This is a genomic window from Vogesella margarita (assembly GCF_028548475.1).
In the GTDB taxonomy this organism is placed as follows: domain Bacteria; phylum Pseudomonadota; class Gammaproteobacteria; order Burkholderiales; family Chromobacteriaceae; genus Vogesella; species Vogesella margarita.
Window position 1 is genome coordinate 151199 of record NZ_JAQQLE010000001.1, and the last position, 16747, is coordinate 167945.

General features: G+C 64.6%; 16 protein-coding genes and 2 tRNA genes. 14 read left to right on the forward strand and 4 right to left on the reverse strand.

What is annotated here, in order from left to right; translation table 11 throughout:
* Nucleotides 1-62: 62 nt before the first annotated feature.
* From PQU96_RS00720 to PQU96_RS00735, 4 genes are all read left to right on the forward strand, one after another.
* Complete coding sequence (locus PQU96_RS00720; protein WP_272770388.1) at nt 63-1046, forward strand: fumarylacetoacetate hydrolase family protein; 984 nt, start codon at nt 63-65, stop codon at nt 1044-1046.
* On the forward strand, nt 1039-1698 hold the full coding sequence (gene maiA, locus PQU96_RS00725) for a maleylacetoacetate isomerase (RefSeq protein ID WP_272770389.1): 660 nt from the start codon (nt 1039-1041) through the stop codon (nt 1696-1698). The genes PQU96_RS00720 and maiA overlap by 8 nt, the downstream gene beginning before the upstream one ends.
* Before the next feature lie 110 nt (nt 1699-1808).
* Nucleotides 1809-1884: transfer RNA gene (locus PQU96_RS00730), tRNA-Phe, on the forward strand.
* 23 nt (nt 1885-1907) lie between these two features.
* Nucleotides 1908-1983 (forward strand) — tRNA-Phe (locus PQU96_RS00735).
* A 112-nt stretch (nt 1984-2095) separates the two neighbouring features.
* Here the strand turns inward: PQU96_RS00735 and PQU96_RS00740 are convergent.
* A complete protein-coding gene (locus PQU96_RS00740; protein ID WP_272770390.1) occupies nt 2096-2695 on the reverse strand; it encodes a MarC family protein in 600 nt (199 codons plus the stop codon).
* Between the two features lie 102 nt (nt 2696-2797).
* A complete protein-coding gene (locus tag PQU96_RS00745) occupies nt 2798-5587 on the reverse strand; it encodes a THUMP domain-containing protein (protein WP_272770391.1) in 2790 nt (929 codons plus the stop codon).
* Between the two features lie 121 nt (nt 5588-5708).
* On the opposite strand from PQU96_RS00745, the gene mutY reads away from it, so the two are divergent.
* The 9 genes from mutY (at nt 5709) to PQU96_RS00790 (ending at nt 14110) form a co-directional block, all read left to right on the forward strand.
* The gene (gene mutY, locus PQU96_RS00750; RefSeq protein WP_373316257.1) at nt 5709-6773 is read left to right on the forward strand and encodes an A/G-specific adenine glycosylase; all 1065 of its coding nucleotides are present in this window, start codon (nt 5709-5711) and stop codon (nt 6771-6773) included.
* 39 nt (nt 6774-6812) lie between these two features.
* Nucleotides 6813-9020, forward strand: a complete 2208-nt coding sequence (locus PQU96_RS00755) for a RelA/SpoT family protein (RefSeq protein WP_272770393.1) — start codon at nt 6813-6815, stop codon at nt 9018-9020.
* A 223-nt stretch (nt 9021-9243) separates the two neighbouring features.
* Nucleotides 9244-9960, forward strand: a complete 717-nt coding sequence (deoD, locus tag PQU96_RS00760) for a purine-nucleoside phosphorylase (protein WP_272770394.1) — start codon at nt 9244-9246, stop codon at nt 9958-9960.
* Between the two features lie 351 nt (nt 9961-10311).
* On the forward strand, nt 10312-10740 hold the full coding sequence (rplM, locus tag PQU96_RS00765) for a 50S ribosomal protein L13 (RefSeq protein ID WP_047966949.1): 429 nt from the start codon (nt 10312-10314) through the stop codon (nt 10738-10740).
* 17 nt (nt 10741-10757) lie between these two features.
* Complete coding sequence (rpsI, locus tag PQU96_RS00770; protein WP_047966950.1) at nt 10758-11150, forward strand: 30S ribosomal protein S9; 393 nt, start codon at nt 10758-10760, stop codon at nt 11148-11150.
* A 121-nt stretch (nt 11151-11271) separates the two neighbouring features.
* The gene (gene argC / locus PQU96_RS00775; protein ID WP_272770395.1) at nt 11272-12315 is read left to right on the forward strand and encodes an N-acetyl-gamma-glutamyl-phosphate reductase; all 1044 of its coding nucleotides are present in this window, start codon (nt 11272-11274) and stop codon (nt 12313-12315) included.
* A gap of 90 nt (nt 12316-12405) precedes the next feature.
* Nucleotides 12406-12756, forward strand: a complete 351-nt coding sequence (erpA, locus tag PQU96_RS00780; RefSeq protein WP_120809234.1) for an iron-sulfur cluster insertion protein ErpA — start codon at nt 12406-12408, stop codon at nt 12754-12756.
* A 67-nt stretch (nt 12757-12823) separates the two neighbouring features.
* Complete coding sequence (locus tag PQU96_RS00785) at nt 12824-13681, forward strand: CheR family methyltransferase (protein ID WP_272770396.1); 858 nt, start codon at nt 12824-12826, stop codon at nt 13679-13681.
* Between the two features lie 42 nt (nt 13682-13723).
* A complete protein-coding gene (locus PQU96_RS00790) occupies nt 13724-14110 on the forward strand; it encodes a group II truncated hemoglobin (protein WP_047966954.1) in 387 nt (128 codons plus the stop codon).
* Between the two features lie 77 nt (nt 14111-14187).
* Here the strand turns inward: PQU96_RS00790 and PQU96_RS00795 are convergent, their stop codons facing one another.
* Nucleotides 14188-14547 carry a dihydroneopterin aldolase gene (locus PQU96_RS00795; protein WP_047966955.1) on the reverse strand — a complete coding sequence of 120 codons (360 nt, stop codon included), beginning with the start codon at nt 14545-14547 and terminating at the stop codon, nt 14188-14190.
* A 68-nt stretch (nt 14548-14615) separates the two neighbouring features.
* Between PQU96_RS00795 and plsY the strand changes: the two genes are divergently transcribed.
* The gene (gene plsY, locus PQU96_RS00800) at nt 14616-15242 is read left to right on the forward strand and encodes a glycerol-3-phosphate 1-O-acyltransferase PlsY (protein ID WP_272770397.1); all 627 of its coding nucleotides are present in this window, start codon (nt 14616-14618) and stop codon (nt 15240-15242) included.
* A 61-nt stretch (nt 15243-15303) separates the two neighbouring features.
* Here plsY and PQU96_RS00805 read toward each other — a convergent pair whose 3' ends face one another.
* Nucleotides 15304-16686, reverse strand: a complete 1383-nt coding sequence (locus tag PQU96_RS00805) for a cryptochrome/photolyase family protein (protein ID WP_272770398.1) — start codon at nt 16684-16686, stop codon at nt 15304-15306.
* Nucleotides 16687-16747: the final 61 nt, after the last annotated feature.

The following is a 16747-nucleotide window of genomic DNA, read 5'->3' on the forward strand; positions in this document are numbered from 1 at the left end:
TTGGCCGCAGCAGATTGCTGCGGCCAACGTGTATCGACACCGTTCCAGACGAGACCACCCACATGAAACTCGCCACCTACCAGAACAACACCCGCGACGGCCAGCTGATGGTCGTCAGCCGCGACCTCTCCCGCGCCGTTGCCGTACCGCACATCGCCGCCACCCTGCAACAGGCGCTGGACAACTGGGCGCAGGCCGAGCCGCAGCTGCAACGGGTCTACGCCGCGCTGAACCAGGGCGAGGCCGACGGCGCCGTCGCCTTCGAGCAGGCGCGCTGTCTGAGCCCGCTGCCGCGCGCCTACCAGTGGGCGGACGGCTCCGCCTACCTCAACCACGTCGAGCTGGTGCGCAAGGCGCGCGGCGCCGAGGTGCCGGAGAGCTTCTACCACGATCCGCTGATGTACCAGGGCGGCTCCGACGCCTTCCTGCCGCCGCGCTCGCCGATTCCGCTGCGCGACGAGGCGTGGGGGCTGGACTTCGAGGGCGAGGTGGCGGTGGTCACCGGCGACGTGCCGCTGGGCGCCGATGCCGCCGCGTGCGCCGCCCACATCCGCCTGCTGATGCTGGTCAACGATGTGACCCTGCGCAACCTGATCCCGAACGAACTGGCCAAGGGCTTCGGCTTCTTCCAGAGCAAGCCGGCGACCGCGTTCTCGCCGGTGGCGGTGACCCCGGATGAGCTGGGCGACGCCTGGCAGGACGGCAAGGTGCACCTGCCGCTGCTGGTCGACTACAACAACGCCTTCTACGGCAAGCCCAACGCCGGCGTCGAGATGCAGTTCAGCTTCCCGCAGCTGGTGGCGCACGTGGCCAAGACCCGCGAGCTGGTCGCCGGCTCCATCGTCGGCTCCGGCACCGTGTCCAACCACGACCGCAGCGTGGGCAGCTGCTGCCTGGCCGAACAGCGCATGATCGAGATCATCGACACCGGCGCCGCGATCACCCCGTTCATGAAGGTGGGCGACACGGTGCGCATCGAGATGAAGGACGCCGCAGGCTTGAGCATTTTCGGCGCCATCGCACAGACGGTAGTCAAGCATGACTGACGCGGCCAACGTTGGCCGCACCCTGTACGGCTACTTCCGCTCCTCGGCTGCCTACCGCGTGCGCATCGCGCTGAACCTGAAAGGGCTGGCCTACGCGCAGGCGCCGGTCAGCCTGCTGCGCGGCGAGCAGCGCGGCGCCGATTATCTGGCGCTGAATCCGCAGGGGCTGGTGCCGGCGCTGCTGGATAAGGGCGTGCTGCTGACGCAGTCGCTGGCGATCTGCGAGTACCTGGACGAAGCCTACCCGGACAGCGCCCGGTTGCTGCCGGATAGTGCTGTAGCGCGGGCGCAGGTGCGCGCGGTGGCGCAGGCAATCGCCTGCGACATCCACCCGCTCAACAACCTGCGCGTGCTCAATTACCTGAAGGCCGAGCTGGGGCAGGGCGAGGATGCACGCAATGGCTGGTACCGGTACTGGGTGGCGACGGGCTTTGCCGCGCTGGAGCAGCAGCTGGCCGGCAGCGCCGGGCTGTGCTGCTTCGGCGACACGCCGACGCTGGCCGACGTCTGCCTGCTGCCGCAGGTATTCAATGCGCAGCGCTTTGCCGTGGACATGGACGCGTATCCGCTGCTGGCGCGCATTGCGGCCAACCTTGATGCCTTGCCGGCGTTTGCGGACGCCCATCCGTCGCGGCAGCCGGATGCACAGTAATTTGTGAAAACTGCCATTATCGGCGGTTTTTTCCGGAAAAGCCTTGACGTGAAAATTATGATCTGCTTTAATGCATGCCTCTGATGCAGCACGCAAGTGCGAGGCAAAGAGGCCAATTAGCTCAGTTGGTAGAGCAACGGATTGAAAATCCGTGTGTCCTTGGTTCGATTCCGAGATTGGCCACCACTTTTCCCCTGCGCCAGATGTTTGGCCAATTAGCTCAGTTGGTAGAGCAACGGATTGAAAATCCGTGTGTCCTTGGTTCGATTCCGAGATTGGCCACCAGACATGAAAAGCCGCAACCTTAACGGGTTGCGGCTTTTTGCATTCCAGGCAGTGTCTCCTGAACGAAAAAACGGCGCCGCAAAGGGCGCCGTTGTCGTGTTCTGTGCCGGCCTCAGGCCAGCTTCTTGATGTAGGCGGCGACGCCCCCCAGCAGCATCTCGATCGAGATCGCGGTCAGCACCAGCCCCATCAGCCGTTCCAGCGCGGTAATCGCCTGTTCGCCGAGCAGTTTCTGCAGGCGGCCGGAGAACAGGAATACCAGCAGCGTCACCAGCATGGTCAGCGTCAGCGCGCCGACCCACTCCAGTATCCGTTCCGGCTCACGCGTTGACATCAGCAGCACGGTGGCCATCGCCGACGGGCCGGCAATCAGCGGCACCGCGATCGGCACGATGAACGGCTCGCCGCTCAGCTGGTTGCCGCCGTGGCCGCCCTCGCCGGGGAAGATCATTTTCAGCGCGATCAGGAACAGGATCACGCCGCCGGCCACGCGCAGGCTCTCGTCGGTGAGGTGCATCACCTCCAGGAAGCCCTTGCCGAAGAACATGAAGGTCAAGAGCACGCTGAAGGCGATGAAGCACTCGCGGAATACCACGCGGCGGCGGCGCTCCGGCTTCACCTGCTTCAGCGCCGAGATGAACAGCGGAATATTGCCCAGCGGATCGGTGATCAGGATCAGCAGGATGGTGGCGGAGAGAAAGGATGTGTCCATGGCTGCCTCGGTGGGTGGATGGCAAAAGGGCGTGCGATGGATTATCGCACGCCCTTGCCTGGTGGCTACTGCCATGCCCCGTTGCTGAACGGGGCTGTCGCATTATTCCTTGCGGTTGGAGCCGGCCACCAGCGGGAAGACGTAGACGCGGCACTCCAGTGCGCCGTTGTACAGCATCGGCCGCGCTTCGGCATTCAGGCGCATCAGGGCCGGCAGACGGCTGTCGGCGGTCATCAGGTGCGCGGTCCAGCCGGCAAAGTTGCGCTTCAGCCAGGTCGCCAGGCGCGGGTACAGCTCGGCCAGCGAATCCTGCTCGTCGAGGCGGACGCCGTACGGCGGGTTGCATACCAGCAGGCCGCTGGCGGCCGGTGCCTGCAGTTCGGTGGCGTCGCCGTGGCTGAGCGTGACCAGCGACTCCAGGCCGCAGCGCGTCAGGTTGTGGCGGGCAATCTCCACCATTTCCAGCGACGTGTCGTTGCCGTAGATCGCCAGCTTGTCCAGCTGCCGTACCGCCAGCTCGGCGTCATTGCGGATGCTGTGCCACAGCAGGTCGTTGTGGGTGTTCAGCTTTTCGAAGGCAAAGTTGCGCAGGCGGCCCGGCGCGCGGTTGAGCGCGATGTCGGCGGCTTCCACCAGGAAGGTGCCGCTGCCGCACATCGGGTCCAGCAGTGGCTGGCTGCCGTTGTAGCCGGCGCCAAGCAGGATGCCGGCGGCCAGGTTTTCACGCAGCGGTGCCTCGCCGGTTTCGTCGCGCCAGCCGCGCTTGAACAGTGCCTCGCCGCTGGTGTCGAGATAAATCTGCACGTCGAAGCCGGACAGGAACACGCGGATGCGGATGTCCGGACGGCGGGTGTCCACGCTCGGGCGCTCGTCGTTCAGTGCGCGGAAGCGGTCGCAGATCGCGTCCTTCACGATCAGCGACACGTAGTCAATGCTGCGCAGGCGGGCGTGGCCGTCGGTCTTCACCTTGATGGTGTTGCCGACGTCGAACAGCGCCGGCCAGTCGATGCTCTTGGCAAGGGTGTAGATGTCGCGCTCGATCTGGAAGCTGCCTTGTGCCAGCTGTTGCAGCAGGCGGCTGGCGGTGCGCGAGTGCAGGTTGACCCGCATCATCACTTCCTGGTTGCCGGTGAAATGCACGCCGCCGTCGGTCAGCTGCAGGTCGATGCCGCCTTGCTGGCTGATTTCCTCGGCCAGCAGTTTTTCCAGACCGCGCGGGCAGCTGGCGAACAGTGCCAGCTGGCCTTGCTGCAGGACGCGGGCTTGCGGCTTGGCGTAGGGGGTGCGGCCAACGTTGGCCGCATCGCCGCGCTGTGGCGTGCTACCGCGCGGGGCGTCGCTGCGCTGCGGCGCATTGCCCTTGCCAAACAACGAGCGTGGTGCCTGCTCGTCACGCGGCGCACTGCGCTCGCGGTCGAAGCGCGGCTTGTCCTCGCGCGGCCACGGCTTGCGTTCGCCGTCGCGCGGCGCGCTGCTGCGGTCGAAGGTGCGGTCACGCTGGAAGCCGCCTTCGCGTGCGCCGCTTTGTTCGCCACGGGCGTCAAAGGTGCGGTTGCGCTGGAAGCTGCCTTCGCGGGTTTCTCCGTACGGGCGGTCGTCGCGGCGCGGTGCCTGCTCGCCGCTGTCGCGCGGCTCTTCGCGGCGCGGTGTCTTCAGGAACGATTTCGGACGCGCCGGCTCGGTGGCTTCGCGTCGCTCGGTGGCCGGAAAGCTGCGCGGCGCGCTGTCGCCCTCGTCACGGCGTGGCGTTTTCAGAAACGATTTCGGGCGTGGCGGCTCGGCCGGTTCGCGCCGTTCCGGCGCCTGGAAGTCCGGATGCGCCTTGCCGCGGATGCCGGCCACGCGGTCGCGGGTGTAGCTGCGTTCGCCGCTGGCGGCGGTATTGTCGCTGCTGGCCGGTGCAGGGCTGTCTTCGACGACTTTGCGGTTGCCGAACAGCACTTTCGGGGCGTTGCCTTCGGCGGCCGGGCTGCGCGGTGCGCTATCGCGCTGGAAGCCGCCTTCGCGTGGCTTGTCGCCACCGAAACGCGGTTTGTCATCGAAGCGCGGCTTGTTGAAACCGCCTTCGCGTGGTGCCTGGTCGCGGTCGCGCTGGAAGCCGCCTTCACGCGGCTTGTCGCCACCGAAGCGTGGTTTGTCGGCGTCAAAGCGCGGCTTGTTGAAACCGCCGTCGCGTGGCGCCTGGTCGCGGTCGCGCGGGAAGCCGCCTTCACGCGGCTTGTCGCCGCCGAAGCGCGGTCTGTCGGCATCAAAGCGAGGCTTGTTGAAGCCGCCTTCGCGTGGCGCCTGGTCGCGGTCGCGCTGGAAGCCGCCTTCGCGTGGCTTGTCGCCGCCGAAGCGCGGTTTGTCGGCGTCAAAGCGCGGCTTGTTGAAACCGCCGTCGCGTGGTGCCTGGTCGCGGTCGCGCTGGAAGCCGCCTTCGGGTGGCTTGTCGCCACCGAAGCGCGGTTTGTCGGCGTCAAAGCGCGGCTTGTTGAAACCGCCTTCGCGCGGTGCCTGGTCGCGGTCGCGCTGGAAGCCGCCGTCGCGCGGCTTGTCGCCACCGAAACGTGGTTTGTCAGAGTCAAAGCGCGGCTTGTTGAAACCGCCTTCGCGAGGCTTGTCGCCTCCGAAGCGTGGCTTGTCAGCGTCAAAGCGTGGCTTGTTGAAACCGCCTTCGCGTGGCTGGTCGCCGCCGAAGCGTGGTTTGTCGCTACCGAAGCGCGGGTCCTTGTCGCGGGGGGCGCCGTAGCGACCTTCCTGCCGTGTATCGCCGGCGCGCGGTTGTTGGAATGGTTTGTCGCCACGCGGGCCGGTCGGGGCATTGTTCCCGGCTGGTGGCGTGGCGCGCTCGGCGGTCGGAGTGGGCTGACGGCGTTGCGCGGCGCGCTGGCGGGAACGGAAGGTCGACATCTGAGGGTAATCCTTTCAAAACAATCCTCTATTCTAGCCGATTTCGCCGGCGACTTCTTGGTAGTCGCGGATGATTGGTTTACCATGCCCGGTTCGATTCGGAGTGGATGATGCGATGACCTTGCAGTCGGCGTTTGCGGCGCGCCTCGTCGCCTGGCAGAAACAGCACGGCCGGCACGGTTTGCCGTGGCAGGTCAGTGATCCCTATCGCGTGTGGCTGTCGGAAATCATGCTGCAGCAGACGCAGGTGACCACGGTGCTGGGCTACTACGCGCGCTTTCTTGAGCGCTTCCCCGATCTGGCCACGTTGGCCGCGGCGCCGGTGGATGACGTGCTGGCGCACTGGAGCGGCCTCGGCTACTACACCCGCGCCCGCAACCTGCACAAGGCAGCGCAGCAGGTGATGGCCGACTTTGGCGGCGCGTTTCCGGCGCGGCGCGAGGCGATCGAGACGCTGCCCGGCATCGGCCGCTCCACCGCGGCGGCGATTGCCGCCTTTGCCTTCGGCCAGCGGGAAACCATACTCGACGGCAATGTCAAACGCGTGCTGACGCGCTGCTTCGGCGTCGACGGCTATCCCGGCGACAAGAAGGTCGAGGCGCAGCTGTGGACGCTGGCGGAGAGCCTGCTGCCGGCCGCCGACGGCGACATGGTCGCCTACACCCAGGGGTTGATGGATCTGGGCGCCACCGTCTGTACCCGCTCGCGGCCGGCCTGCGGTGTTTGCCCGATGGCGGACGGCTGCGTCGCCGCCCGCGACGGCCGCACCGCCGAGCTGCCGCAGCGCAAGCCCAAAAAGGCGCAGCCGGAACGGGAGACGGTGATGCTGATCGCGCTGCACCAGGGGCAGGTGCTGTTGCAGCGCCGGCCGCCTTCCGGCATCTGGGGTGGGCTGCTGTCGCTGCCGGAATTCGGGTCCACGCTGGCGATTGCCGACTGGCTGGTGGACAACGGCGACGGCGAGCTGCTGCCGGCGTGGCCGGAATTGCGCCACGTGTTTACCCATTTTCGCCTCACCATCACGCCGCAGTGTGTGCCGCTGCAAAGCTTGGCCGCAAGCCATTGCGCCGAAGACGGCCAGGTCTGGCTGCCGCTGGCGCAGGCGCTGGACGCCGGCGTGCCGGCGCCGGTACGCAAATTGCTGTTGCAGGCCTTGCGGTCGCCGGCCGGCGCCACCATTGATTAATCCCGAGACGCCATCACAGGCAGGGTGAAAGACTAGACCATGGTTTCCGTTGTTCGATCTGTTGCCGATACGCTGGCCGATGCGGCCGATCCGGGGCGCTGGCTGGCGCAGTTGTCCAGCTCGGTCGCGCCCGACGATATGGCGATGCTGGAAAAGGCGTTTGCGGAAGCGCGCGAGCTGTACCGCGACAAGAAGCTGCCGAGCACCGGCGAGGACCTGTTCAGCCACGCGGTGGCGGCGGCGGCCATCGTCGCCGACCTCAACCTGCTGACCGACGCCATCGTCGCCACGCTGCTGTTCGCGGTGCCGGACTACCGTGCCGACTGGCAGGAGTGGTTGCCCAAGACGTTCAACCGCACCGTGCTGACGCTGGTGGAGGGCGGCAACCGCGTGCGCCGCCTCACCGAGATCGCGCGCATCGACAAGTTCGCCACGCCTGAAGACAGCGCGCGGCAGGCGGAAACCCTGCGCAAGATGCTGCTGGCGATGGTGGCCGACATCCGCGTGGTGCTGATCAAGCTGGCGTGGCGCACGCAGACCATGCACTACCTGCCGCAGTGCGACGAGCCCGTCCGCCGCCAGATCGCGCGCGAGACGCTGGAGCTGTTCGCGCCGCTGGCCAACCGTCTCGGCGTTTGGCAGATCAAGTGGGAGCTGGAAGACCTCGGCTTCCGCCATACCGATCCGGACAACTACAAGAAGATCGCCAAGCTGCTCGACGAGCGGCGGCTGGAGCGCATCGACTACATCGAGCGCGTGCTGGACACCCTGCGCGGCGAGCTGCGCCAAGCCGGCATCAAGGGTGACGTCGCCGGCCGGCCGAAGCACATCTTCTCCATCTGGAAGAAGATGAAGAAGAAAAAGCTCGACTTCTCCGAGCTGTACGACATCCGCGCGGTGCGCATCCTGGTGGAAAAGCTGCAGGACTGCTACACCGTGCTCGGCCTGATCCACAGCATGTGGCAGCCGATACCCGGCGAATTCGACGACTACATCAGCAACCCGAAGGCCAACGACTACCGCAGCCTGCACACCGCGGTGATCGGCCCGGAAGACCGCGTGGTCGAGGTGCAAATCCGCACCTTCGAGATGCACGAGCACGCCGAATTCGGCGTCGCCGCACACTGGCGCTACAAGGAAGGCGGCAAGGGCGACAGCCAGTACGAGGAGAAGATCTCCTGGCTGCGCCAGCTGCTGGACTGGCGCGAGGACATGTCCGGCTCCGACCGCGAAGGGCTGGCCGACGCGTTCAAGACCGAGCTGTTCGCCGACACCATCTACGTGCTGACGCCGCAGGGGCGGGTGCTGGCGCTGCCGCAGGGCGCCACCGCCATCGACTTCGCCTACGCGCTGCATACCGACGTCGGCCACCACTGCCGCGGCGCCAAGGTCGAGGGGCACATCGTGCCGCTGTCCACCCCGCTGCAGAACGGCCAGCGGGTGGAAATCCTCACCGCCAAGGAGGGCGGCCCGTCGGTGAACTGGCTGCACGAGGGCTGGGTCAAGAGCCATCGCGCGATCTCCAAGATCCGTCAGTACATCCGCCAGCAGAACCTCGACGCGGTGCGCGAGACCGGGCGCCACATCTTCGAGCGCGAGCTGGCACGGCACCCCGGTGTGCAGCCCAACCTCGCGCAGGTGGCGGAAAAACTGGGCTACGACAAGCTGGATGAGGTCTACGCCGCGCTGGGCCACGGCGAACTGGGCACCCGCGCCGTCAACCAGGCCTTCGTCAGCTTCGCGCCGCCGCCGCCGCCGGACGTCAACCCGGAAGACATCGTGCGCCGCAGCCGTGGCGGCCACGACGCCGGCGGCGTGCTGATCGAGGGCGTCGGCAACCTGATGACGGTGCTGGCCAAGTGCTGCCGCCCGGCGCCGCCGGACAGCGTGGTCGGCTTCGTCACCAAGGGCCGCGGCATCTCCATCCACCGCAGCAGCTGCATCACGCTGAAGCGGCTGTCGGCCGACGTGCCGGAGCGGCTGATCGCCGCCGACTGGGGCGAGCAGAAGGGCAGCGTGTTCCCGATCGACATCGACATCCTCGCCGGCGACCGCCCGGGGCTGTTGCGCGACATCTCCGACGTGTTCTCGCGCGAGAAGCTGAACGTGATCGGCGTGAATACGCTGTCGCGCGAGCAGAAGGCGCGTCTGCGCTTCACGCTGGAGGTGCGCCACGTGCGCGACATCAGCCGGGTGCTGGCGCACCTGATGGAAGTGCGCGGCGTGCAGGAAGCGCGCCGCGTGTAGCCGCTGACTCACATCTTGCCGTACCCCGACAAGGTTGGCCGCAAGTGTTGCGGCCAACCTTGTCTTGTTTTTGAGCCGGCGGGCACAAGCTGCCGGTGCACGGCCTGGCGGCGCGGGCGGGTCTGCGCCGGCGCCACGACTGGCGCCGCGCTATCATGACAGGGTTGGCCGCGAGCGACGCGGAGGCGCGTGGCGCAAGGTGGCAAGACAGGGGAGAACAAACATGGCGACACCGCATATCGGCGCCGCAGCCGGCGACTTTGCCGGCATCGTGCTGATGCCGGGTGATCCGCTGCGCGCGCGGCTGATCGCGGACACCTATCTGCAGGACGCGGTGCAGGTCACCAGCGTGCGCAACGTGTTCGGCTACACCGGCAGCTACCGCGGCAAGCGGCTGTCGGTGATGGCGCACGGCATGGGCATCCCGTCAGCCAGCATCTACGCTACCGAGCTGATCAGGGACTACGGCGTGGGCACCCTGATCCGCATCGGCTCCTGTGGCTCGGTGGATGGCGCTCGTCTCGGGCTGCGCGACATCGTCATCGCCATGGGCGCCTGCACCGACAGCAAGGTCAACCGCCTGCGCCTGCTGGATCACGACTTTGCCGCCATCGCCGACTTCGAGGTGTTGCGTACCGCGGTGGAGACCGCCGCGCGGCTGGGCAAGCCGGTGCGGGTCGGCAACGTGTTCACGACCGACCTGTTCTACGGCGTGCAGCCGCAGTTGCTGGACGTGCTCAGGGGCATGAATGTCAATGCGGTGGAAATGGAAACGGCCGGCATCTACGGTGTTGCGGCGCAATATGGCGCCCGTGCGCTGGCCATGCTCACGGTGTCGGACGTGATCCCGACCGGCGAGGCCATGGACGCCGAGGCCCGCCAGAACAGCTTTCAAGACATGATGGAGATCGCGCTGGAGACTGCGTTACAGCTGGATTGAGCGGCGCCGGTTGCGGCCTGCGAGCCACAGTTGGCCGCACTGTGGCGCAAATTATACTGCGCCGCACAAAAAGTACTTGCAAAACCCGAACCGGATCACCATAGTTACAACTGCATCAGGACGTTACATGTTGTATGCGTTTTGGTGTTGTCTCCTCCATCCTCCTTCTATAGGTGGAACTTGGCGCGATCAATCTCTTGGTTGCGCCCTTTTTTTGCCTGTTGTCCACCTCCAGTTACCGCAGCGGGTGTTTTTGGTCGCGATTCCCCGGCGAAAGCCAGCTTCGGTTTGACAGCGAAATAGTCTTGTAATAGACTCCGGAACTTTCAAGAATTACGATGGTAGAGTTCCATGAAGACCTTTTCTGCCAAGCCGCATGAGGTAAAGCGCGAGTGGTTTGTGGTCGACGCCGAAGACAAGGTGTTGGGCCGTCTTGCCGCTGAAATCGCACGCCGCCTGCGTGGCAAGCATAAGCCGGAGTTCACTCCGCACGTTGATACTGGTGATTACATTGTTGTCGTTAACGCAGAAAAACTGCGCGTAACCGGTAACAAGGCACTGGACAAGAAATACTATCGCCACTCTGGCTACCCTGGTGGTATCTACGAGCGCAACTTCACCGAACTGCAAGACAAGTTCCCTGAGCGCGTTCTGGAGAAAGCCGTAAAAGGCATGCTGCCTAAGGGTCCGCTGGGTTACGCGATGATCAAGAAGCTCAAGGTTTACGCCGGCACCGAGCATCCACACACCGCGCAACAGCCTAAAGTGCTGGAAATCTGATCAGAGGCAATTAATAGATGAACGGTAAATATTACTACGGTACCGGCCGTCGCAAGAGCTCTGTAGCTCGTGTGTTCATGCAAAAAGGCTCCGGCCAGATCATCGTTAACGGCAAGCCTGTCGACCAGTACTTCGCTCGCGAAACTGGCCGCATGGTAATCCGTCAGCCGCTGCAAATCACCGATCACCTCGAGTCCTTCGACATCATGGTGAACGTATGCGGTGGTGGCGAAACTGGCCAAGCTGGTGCGATCCGTCACGGTATCACCCGCGCCCTGGTTGACTTCAGTGCTGAACTGAAACCAACCCTGTCGCACGCCGGCTTCGTTACCCGCGATGCCCGTGAAGTTGAACGTAAGAAAGTCGGCTTCCGCAAGGCACGTCGTCGCAAACAGTTCTCCAAGCGTTAATCTGTTTGTACCGATCGAAAAAGCCACCCAGCAGGGTGGCTTTTTTCTTTGTTGCAATGCCTTGCCGCACTCCTTACCATGTCGCCTTTGCGACATTTTTTTATATTGTTAGGAGCGCAGCATGATCAAGGTGGGTATCGTTGGCGGCACCGGGTACACCGGCGTAGAGCTTTTGCGTCTGTTGGCCAACCATCCTTCGGCCAAGGTAACCGCGGTCACCTCGCGCAAGGAAGCGGGGATGACGGTCGCCGAGATGTTCCCGTCGCTGCGCGGCCGTGTCGATGTCGCGTTTTCCACGCCGGATGAAACCGACCTGAAAGCCTGCGACGTGGTGTTTTTCGCCACACCGCACGGGGTGGCGATGGCGCAGGCGCGCGAGCTGCTGGACGCCGGCGTCAAGGTCATCGACCTCGCTGCCGATTTCCGCCTGAAAGACCCGGCCGAGTTCGCCAAGTGGTACGCGATGGAGCACAGCTGCACCGACCTGCTGGCCGAGGCGGTCTACGGTCTGCCGGAGGTGAATCGCGACGCGATCAAGAGCGCGCGCCTGATCGGCATGGCCGGCTGCTACCCGACCTCGGTGCAGCTGGGTCTGTTGCCGCTGCTGGAGGGCGGCAAGCAGTATGTCGAAACCACCACCCTGATCGCCGACTGCAAGTCCGGCGTGTCCGGCGCCGGGCGCAAGGCCGAGGTCGGTACCCTGTTTGCCGAGTCAGCCGACAACTTCAAGGCCTACGGCGTGAAGGGTCACCGCCACTCGCCGGAGATCGAGCAGGGCCTGTCGCTGATCCACGGCGCGCCGGTGAAGCTGACCTTCGTGCCGCACCTGACACCGATGATTCGCGGCATTCATTCCACCATCTACGCCCGCATCAAGCCGGAAGGCCGCGATGTCGATTACCAGCAGCTGTTCGAGCAGCGCTTTGCCGCCGAACCGTTCGTCGATGTGATGCCGGCCGGCAGCTGCCCGGAAACCCGCTCGGTGCGCGGTGCCAATACCGCGCGTATCGCGGTGCATCGTCCGGGCAATGGCGATTTGCTGGTCATCCTGGTGGTGGAGGATAATCTGGTGAAAGGGGCGTCCGGCCAGTCGGTGCAGGTGATGAACCTGATGTTCGGGTTGCCGGAAAACGCCGGTCTGGACATCGTGCCCTTGCTGCCCTGAACTTGAACACTCGCCAGACGACCCAATATCCGACTAAAATAGTAGGATGAAAGGCCGTCTTGCGGCCTGTCCCGTACCGTGAGGCTTAAAATGACTGCTGCTGCTGAAACCCTGTCCCCGATCAACTTTACCGATAGCGCCTGCGCCAAAGTGCGCGACCTGGTGGCTGAAGAAGGTAATCCTGACCTGAAACTGCGCGTGTTCGTCACCGGCGGTGGCTGTTCCGGCTTCCAGTACGGTTTTACCTTCGACGAGATCGCCAACGAAGACGACACCACCATCGAGCGCGAAGGCGTGGTGTTCCTGGTCGACCCGATGAGCTACCAGTATCTGGTCGGCGCCGAAATCGACTACCAGGAAAGCATCGAAGGTTCGCAATTCGTGATCCGCAATCCGAATGCTGAGACCACTTGTGGCTGCGGTTCGTCCTTTTCGGTATAAGGACGGCATTGCCAGCACCTGAAACCCGGACCTGGTGTCCGGGTTTTTCAACTTCAGGGACCTAACGATGCAAAACAAGATGCCGCCCATCATCCTGCCCAAGATCGACTTCACCCGCGAGTTCGCGTTCAGCGACCAGGAGTTCGAGCGCATCCGGCAGCTGATCTACAAGGAAGCCGGCATTGCGCTGAACCCGACCAAGAAGGACATGGTCTACGGCCGCCTGGTGCGGCGCATCCGCGAGCTGAAGCTGAACAGCTTCGCCGCCTACATCGACTTTCTGCAGTCGATCGCCGGCAAGCGCGAGTTCGAGCAGTTCGTCAACGCGCTGACCACCAACCTGACCTTCTTCTTTCGCGAGGAGCATCACTTCCAGATCCTGGTGGCGCACCTGAAGACGCTGGCCGGCAAGGGCGAGATCACTATCTGGTGTGCGGCGTCGTCGACCGGGGAAGAACCGTACTCGATCGCGATCGCGGCGCTGGAAGCGCTGGGCAGTGGCCACCGTATCCAGATCCAGGCTACCGACCTCGATACCAGCGTGCTGGAGGTTGGCCGCAAGGGCATTTACAGCGCCGACAAGATCTCGCGCCTGCCGGCCGGTCATGCCGCGCGCTATTTCGACAAGCTGCCGGACGGCAACTTCCAGGCCAAGGCGCAGCTGCGCGAGATGATCACCTTCTCGCGGCTGAACCTGGTCGACGCCAACTGGGCGCAGCGCAAGAGCTTCGACGCGATCTTTTGCCGCAACGTGATGATCTATTTCGACCGCGACACCCAGCTGGCGGTGCTGAAGAAGTTCCACCCGCTGCTGAAAGCGCACGGTCTGCTGTTCGTAGGCCACTCCGAGAACTTCTACTTTGCGTCGGACTATTTCACCCTGCGCGGCAAGACGGTGTACGAGCTGGCCCGGGGCAAAGTGTAATCACGGATATTTACGCGGGCGGGGCCCGCGGCAAGGAACAACATGCAGGAAATGACCCCCTACGAGCTGCTCGGCGGCGCCGGCGTGGTGCGCTGGCTGACCGACCGCTTCTACGACATCATGGACAGCGACCCGGCGGTGAAGCCGCTGCGGGACATGCATCCGGCGGACCTGACCGCCTCGCGCGAGAAGCTGTACATGTTCCTCTCCGGCTGGCTGGGCGGCCCGCCGCTGTTCATGGACACCTTTGGTCATCCGCGCTTGCGACAGCGGCACATGCCGTTCGCGGTGGACGGCGAGGCGCGCGACCAGTGGATGAAATGCATGACGCAGGCGGTGAACGAGCTGGTGTGCGAGGACTGGCTGAAGGCCAGGCTACTGGAGGCGTTCTACAATACCGCCGACTTCATGCGCAATCGCGAAGACTGAGCGATTTCCTGCCCCGAAAAACATTGCGGCCAACCTTGTACCAGGTTGGCCGCAATGTTTTTGCCGCGAGCGTAGGGTCAGCGCGGACGGTGGCCGCGTTCGATCATCACGCCGACGTGCTTCACGTCCGGCAGGATGTTGAGCTTGGTGACCGCCACCTTGGTCCACGGCGCGCCGAACTCCTCGCGCACCATGCGGGCAATGTGCTCGGCCAGCGCCTCTATCAGCAGGAAATGCTGCTCGGCCAGCGACTGGCGGATGCGTTCCACCACCACGCCGTAGTGGATGGTGTCGCCAATGTCGTCGCTGTGGCAGGGGACTTCGCTGGGGATGCCGATCTCCAGATCCAGCAAGATAGTCTGGGGCGCCAGGCGCTCCCAGTCATAAACGCCGATCACTGTCTCGGCGCGCACTTCGCGCAAAAATATGATGTCCATCGCTGCGGGCTTTGGGTTTACTGCCCGATACCGTAAAATGCCAAGTCTTGCATTCTAGTGGATAAGCCATGACCACAACAGCGTTTGCCTTTATTTTGGGCGCCTACCTGATCGGATCCCTGTCGTTTGCGGTGATCGTCACCCGCCTGATGGGGATGGCCGATCCGCGCACCTACGGCTCGAAAAACCCCGGTGCCACCAATGTGCTGCGCTCCGGCAAGAAGCTGGCCGCGGTGCTGACGCTGCTGGGCGATGGCGTCAAGGGCTGGCTGGCGGTGTTCCTGGTCGCCAGTTTCGGCCCGGCCTACGGCCTGGGCGAGCAGCAGGTCGCCATGGCCGGTCTCGCGGTGCTGTTCGGCCACATGTGGCCGGTGTTCTTTGGCTTCAAGGGCGGCAAGGGCGTGGCCACTGCGGTGGGCGTGCTGCTGGCCTTCAGTCCGTGGCTGGCGCTGGCGGCGCTGGCCACCTGGCTGTTCATGGCCTTCGTGGTGAAGATTTCCTCGCTGTCGGCCATCGTCGCCTGCGTGCTGGTGCCGGTGTACGCCTACTTCATCGTCGGCCCGCAGAGCGTCTACTTCGGCACCTGCATCATCATCGCCATTCTGGTGGTGCACCGCCACAAGTCCAATCTGGTGAACCTGCTTACCGGCACCGAGGACAAGATCGGCAAGCCGGACGAACAGGGCAAGTCCTGAACGTTGGCCGCAAACAAAAAGCCTGTCGTCAGCGACAGGCTTTTTTGCGTATTGCGGCACCTCAATCGCGGGCAAACAGCTTCAGTGCCGCTTCGCGCTGGACCGCGTGGTCGACGATGGGGGCCGGATAGTCGCGGCCGAGCACAAAACCAGGCGGCAGCGCTTTCGCCAGCCATGGCGCATGGATCGCCTTGTCGTCCAGCGCCGCCAGCTCCGGCACGTAGCGACGGATGAACTGGCCCTTGGCGTCGAACTTTTCCGATTGCGTCACCGGGTTAAAGATGCGGAAGTAGGGCTGCGCGTCGCAACCGGTGGACGCCGCCCACTGCCAGCCGCCATTGTTGGCCGCCAGATCGAAGTCCAGCAGCTTCTGCGCGAAATAGGCCTCGCCCCAGCGCCAGTCGACCAGCAGATCCTTGACCAGGAAGCTGGCGGCGATCATGCGCAGCCGGTTGTGCATGTAGCCGCTGTGGTTGAGCTGGCGCATCGCGGCGTCCACCAGCGGGTAGCCGGTACGCCCCTCACACCAGGCTTCGAACAGCGCCGTGTCATTGGGGAAGGGCAGGCCGCGGTATTCCGGCTTGAAGCTGTCGCCGGCCACCGCCGGGAAATGCCACAGCAGCTGCTGGTAGAACTCGCGCCAGATCAGCTCGTTCAACCAGCACTCCGCGCCTTCCGACGGCTCCACCAGTGCCGCGCGCACCGCCTCGCGCACCGACAGCGTGCCAAAGCGCAGATGCGCGGACAGATAGGACACTCCCTTCACCGCCGGGAAGTCGCGCAGCGTCTTGTAATGCGCGATGCGGCGGCGGAAGTCGTCCAGCAGCGCCAGCGCGCCGCTGCGCCCGGTCTGCACCCGCAGCCCGTCCAGTGTCGCCTCGCCGAAACCCAGCTCCGCCAGTGTCGGCAGCGGGCGCAGTGCGTCCGGCGTCGCCAGTGCGCCGCGCAAGGCGGTACTGACCTCCGCCGCAAGTGCCGGGTGAAAGCTCTGCCGCCAGCGCTTCATATAAGGGGTGTACACCGTGTACGGCTTGCCTTGGCCGGTGAGCAGCTGGTCCTGCTCGAAGATCACCGTATCCTTGTACAGCTGCAGCTGGCCAAGGTTGGCCGCAAGCTGTGCCGCCACCTCCTCATCGCGCTGCCGCGCGTACGGTTCGTAGTCGCGGTTGGTGTAGACGCTGCTGCACCCCAGCTCGCGCGCCAGCGCCGGGATCTCGTGCACCGGATCGCCATCCCGCCACAGCAGCTCGCCACCGGCGTCGCGCAGCGCCTGCTGCAACTCCGTCAGGGCGGCATGGATGAAGACCAGGCGTTTGTCGTCCGGCGGCAGGCTGGCCAGAATCCGGCGATCGAACACGAACACGCAATGTACGCTGGCGCCGCTGCGCAAGGCAGCATTCAGCGCCGCGTTGTCACTGGCGCGCAAATCGCGGCGAAACCACATCAGAACGCTTGCTTGGCTCATGGTTTTGACAGATTTATGTGTGAAAAAACAACAGATATTC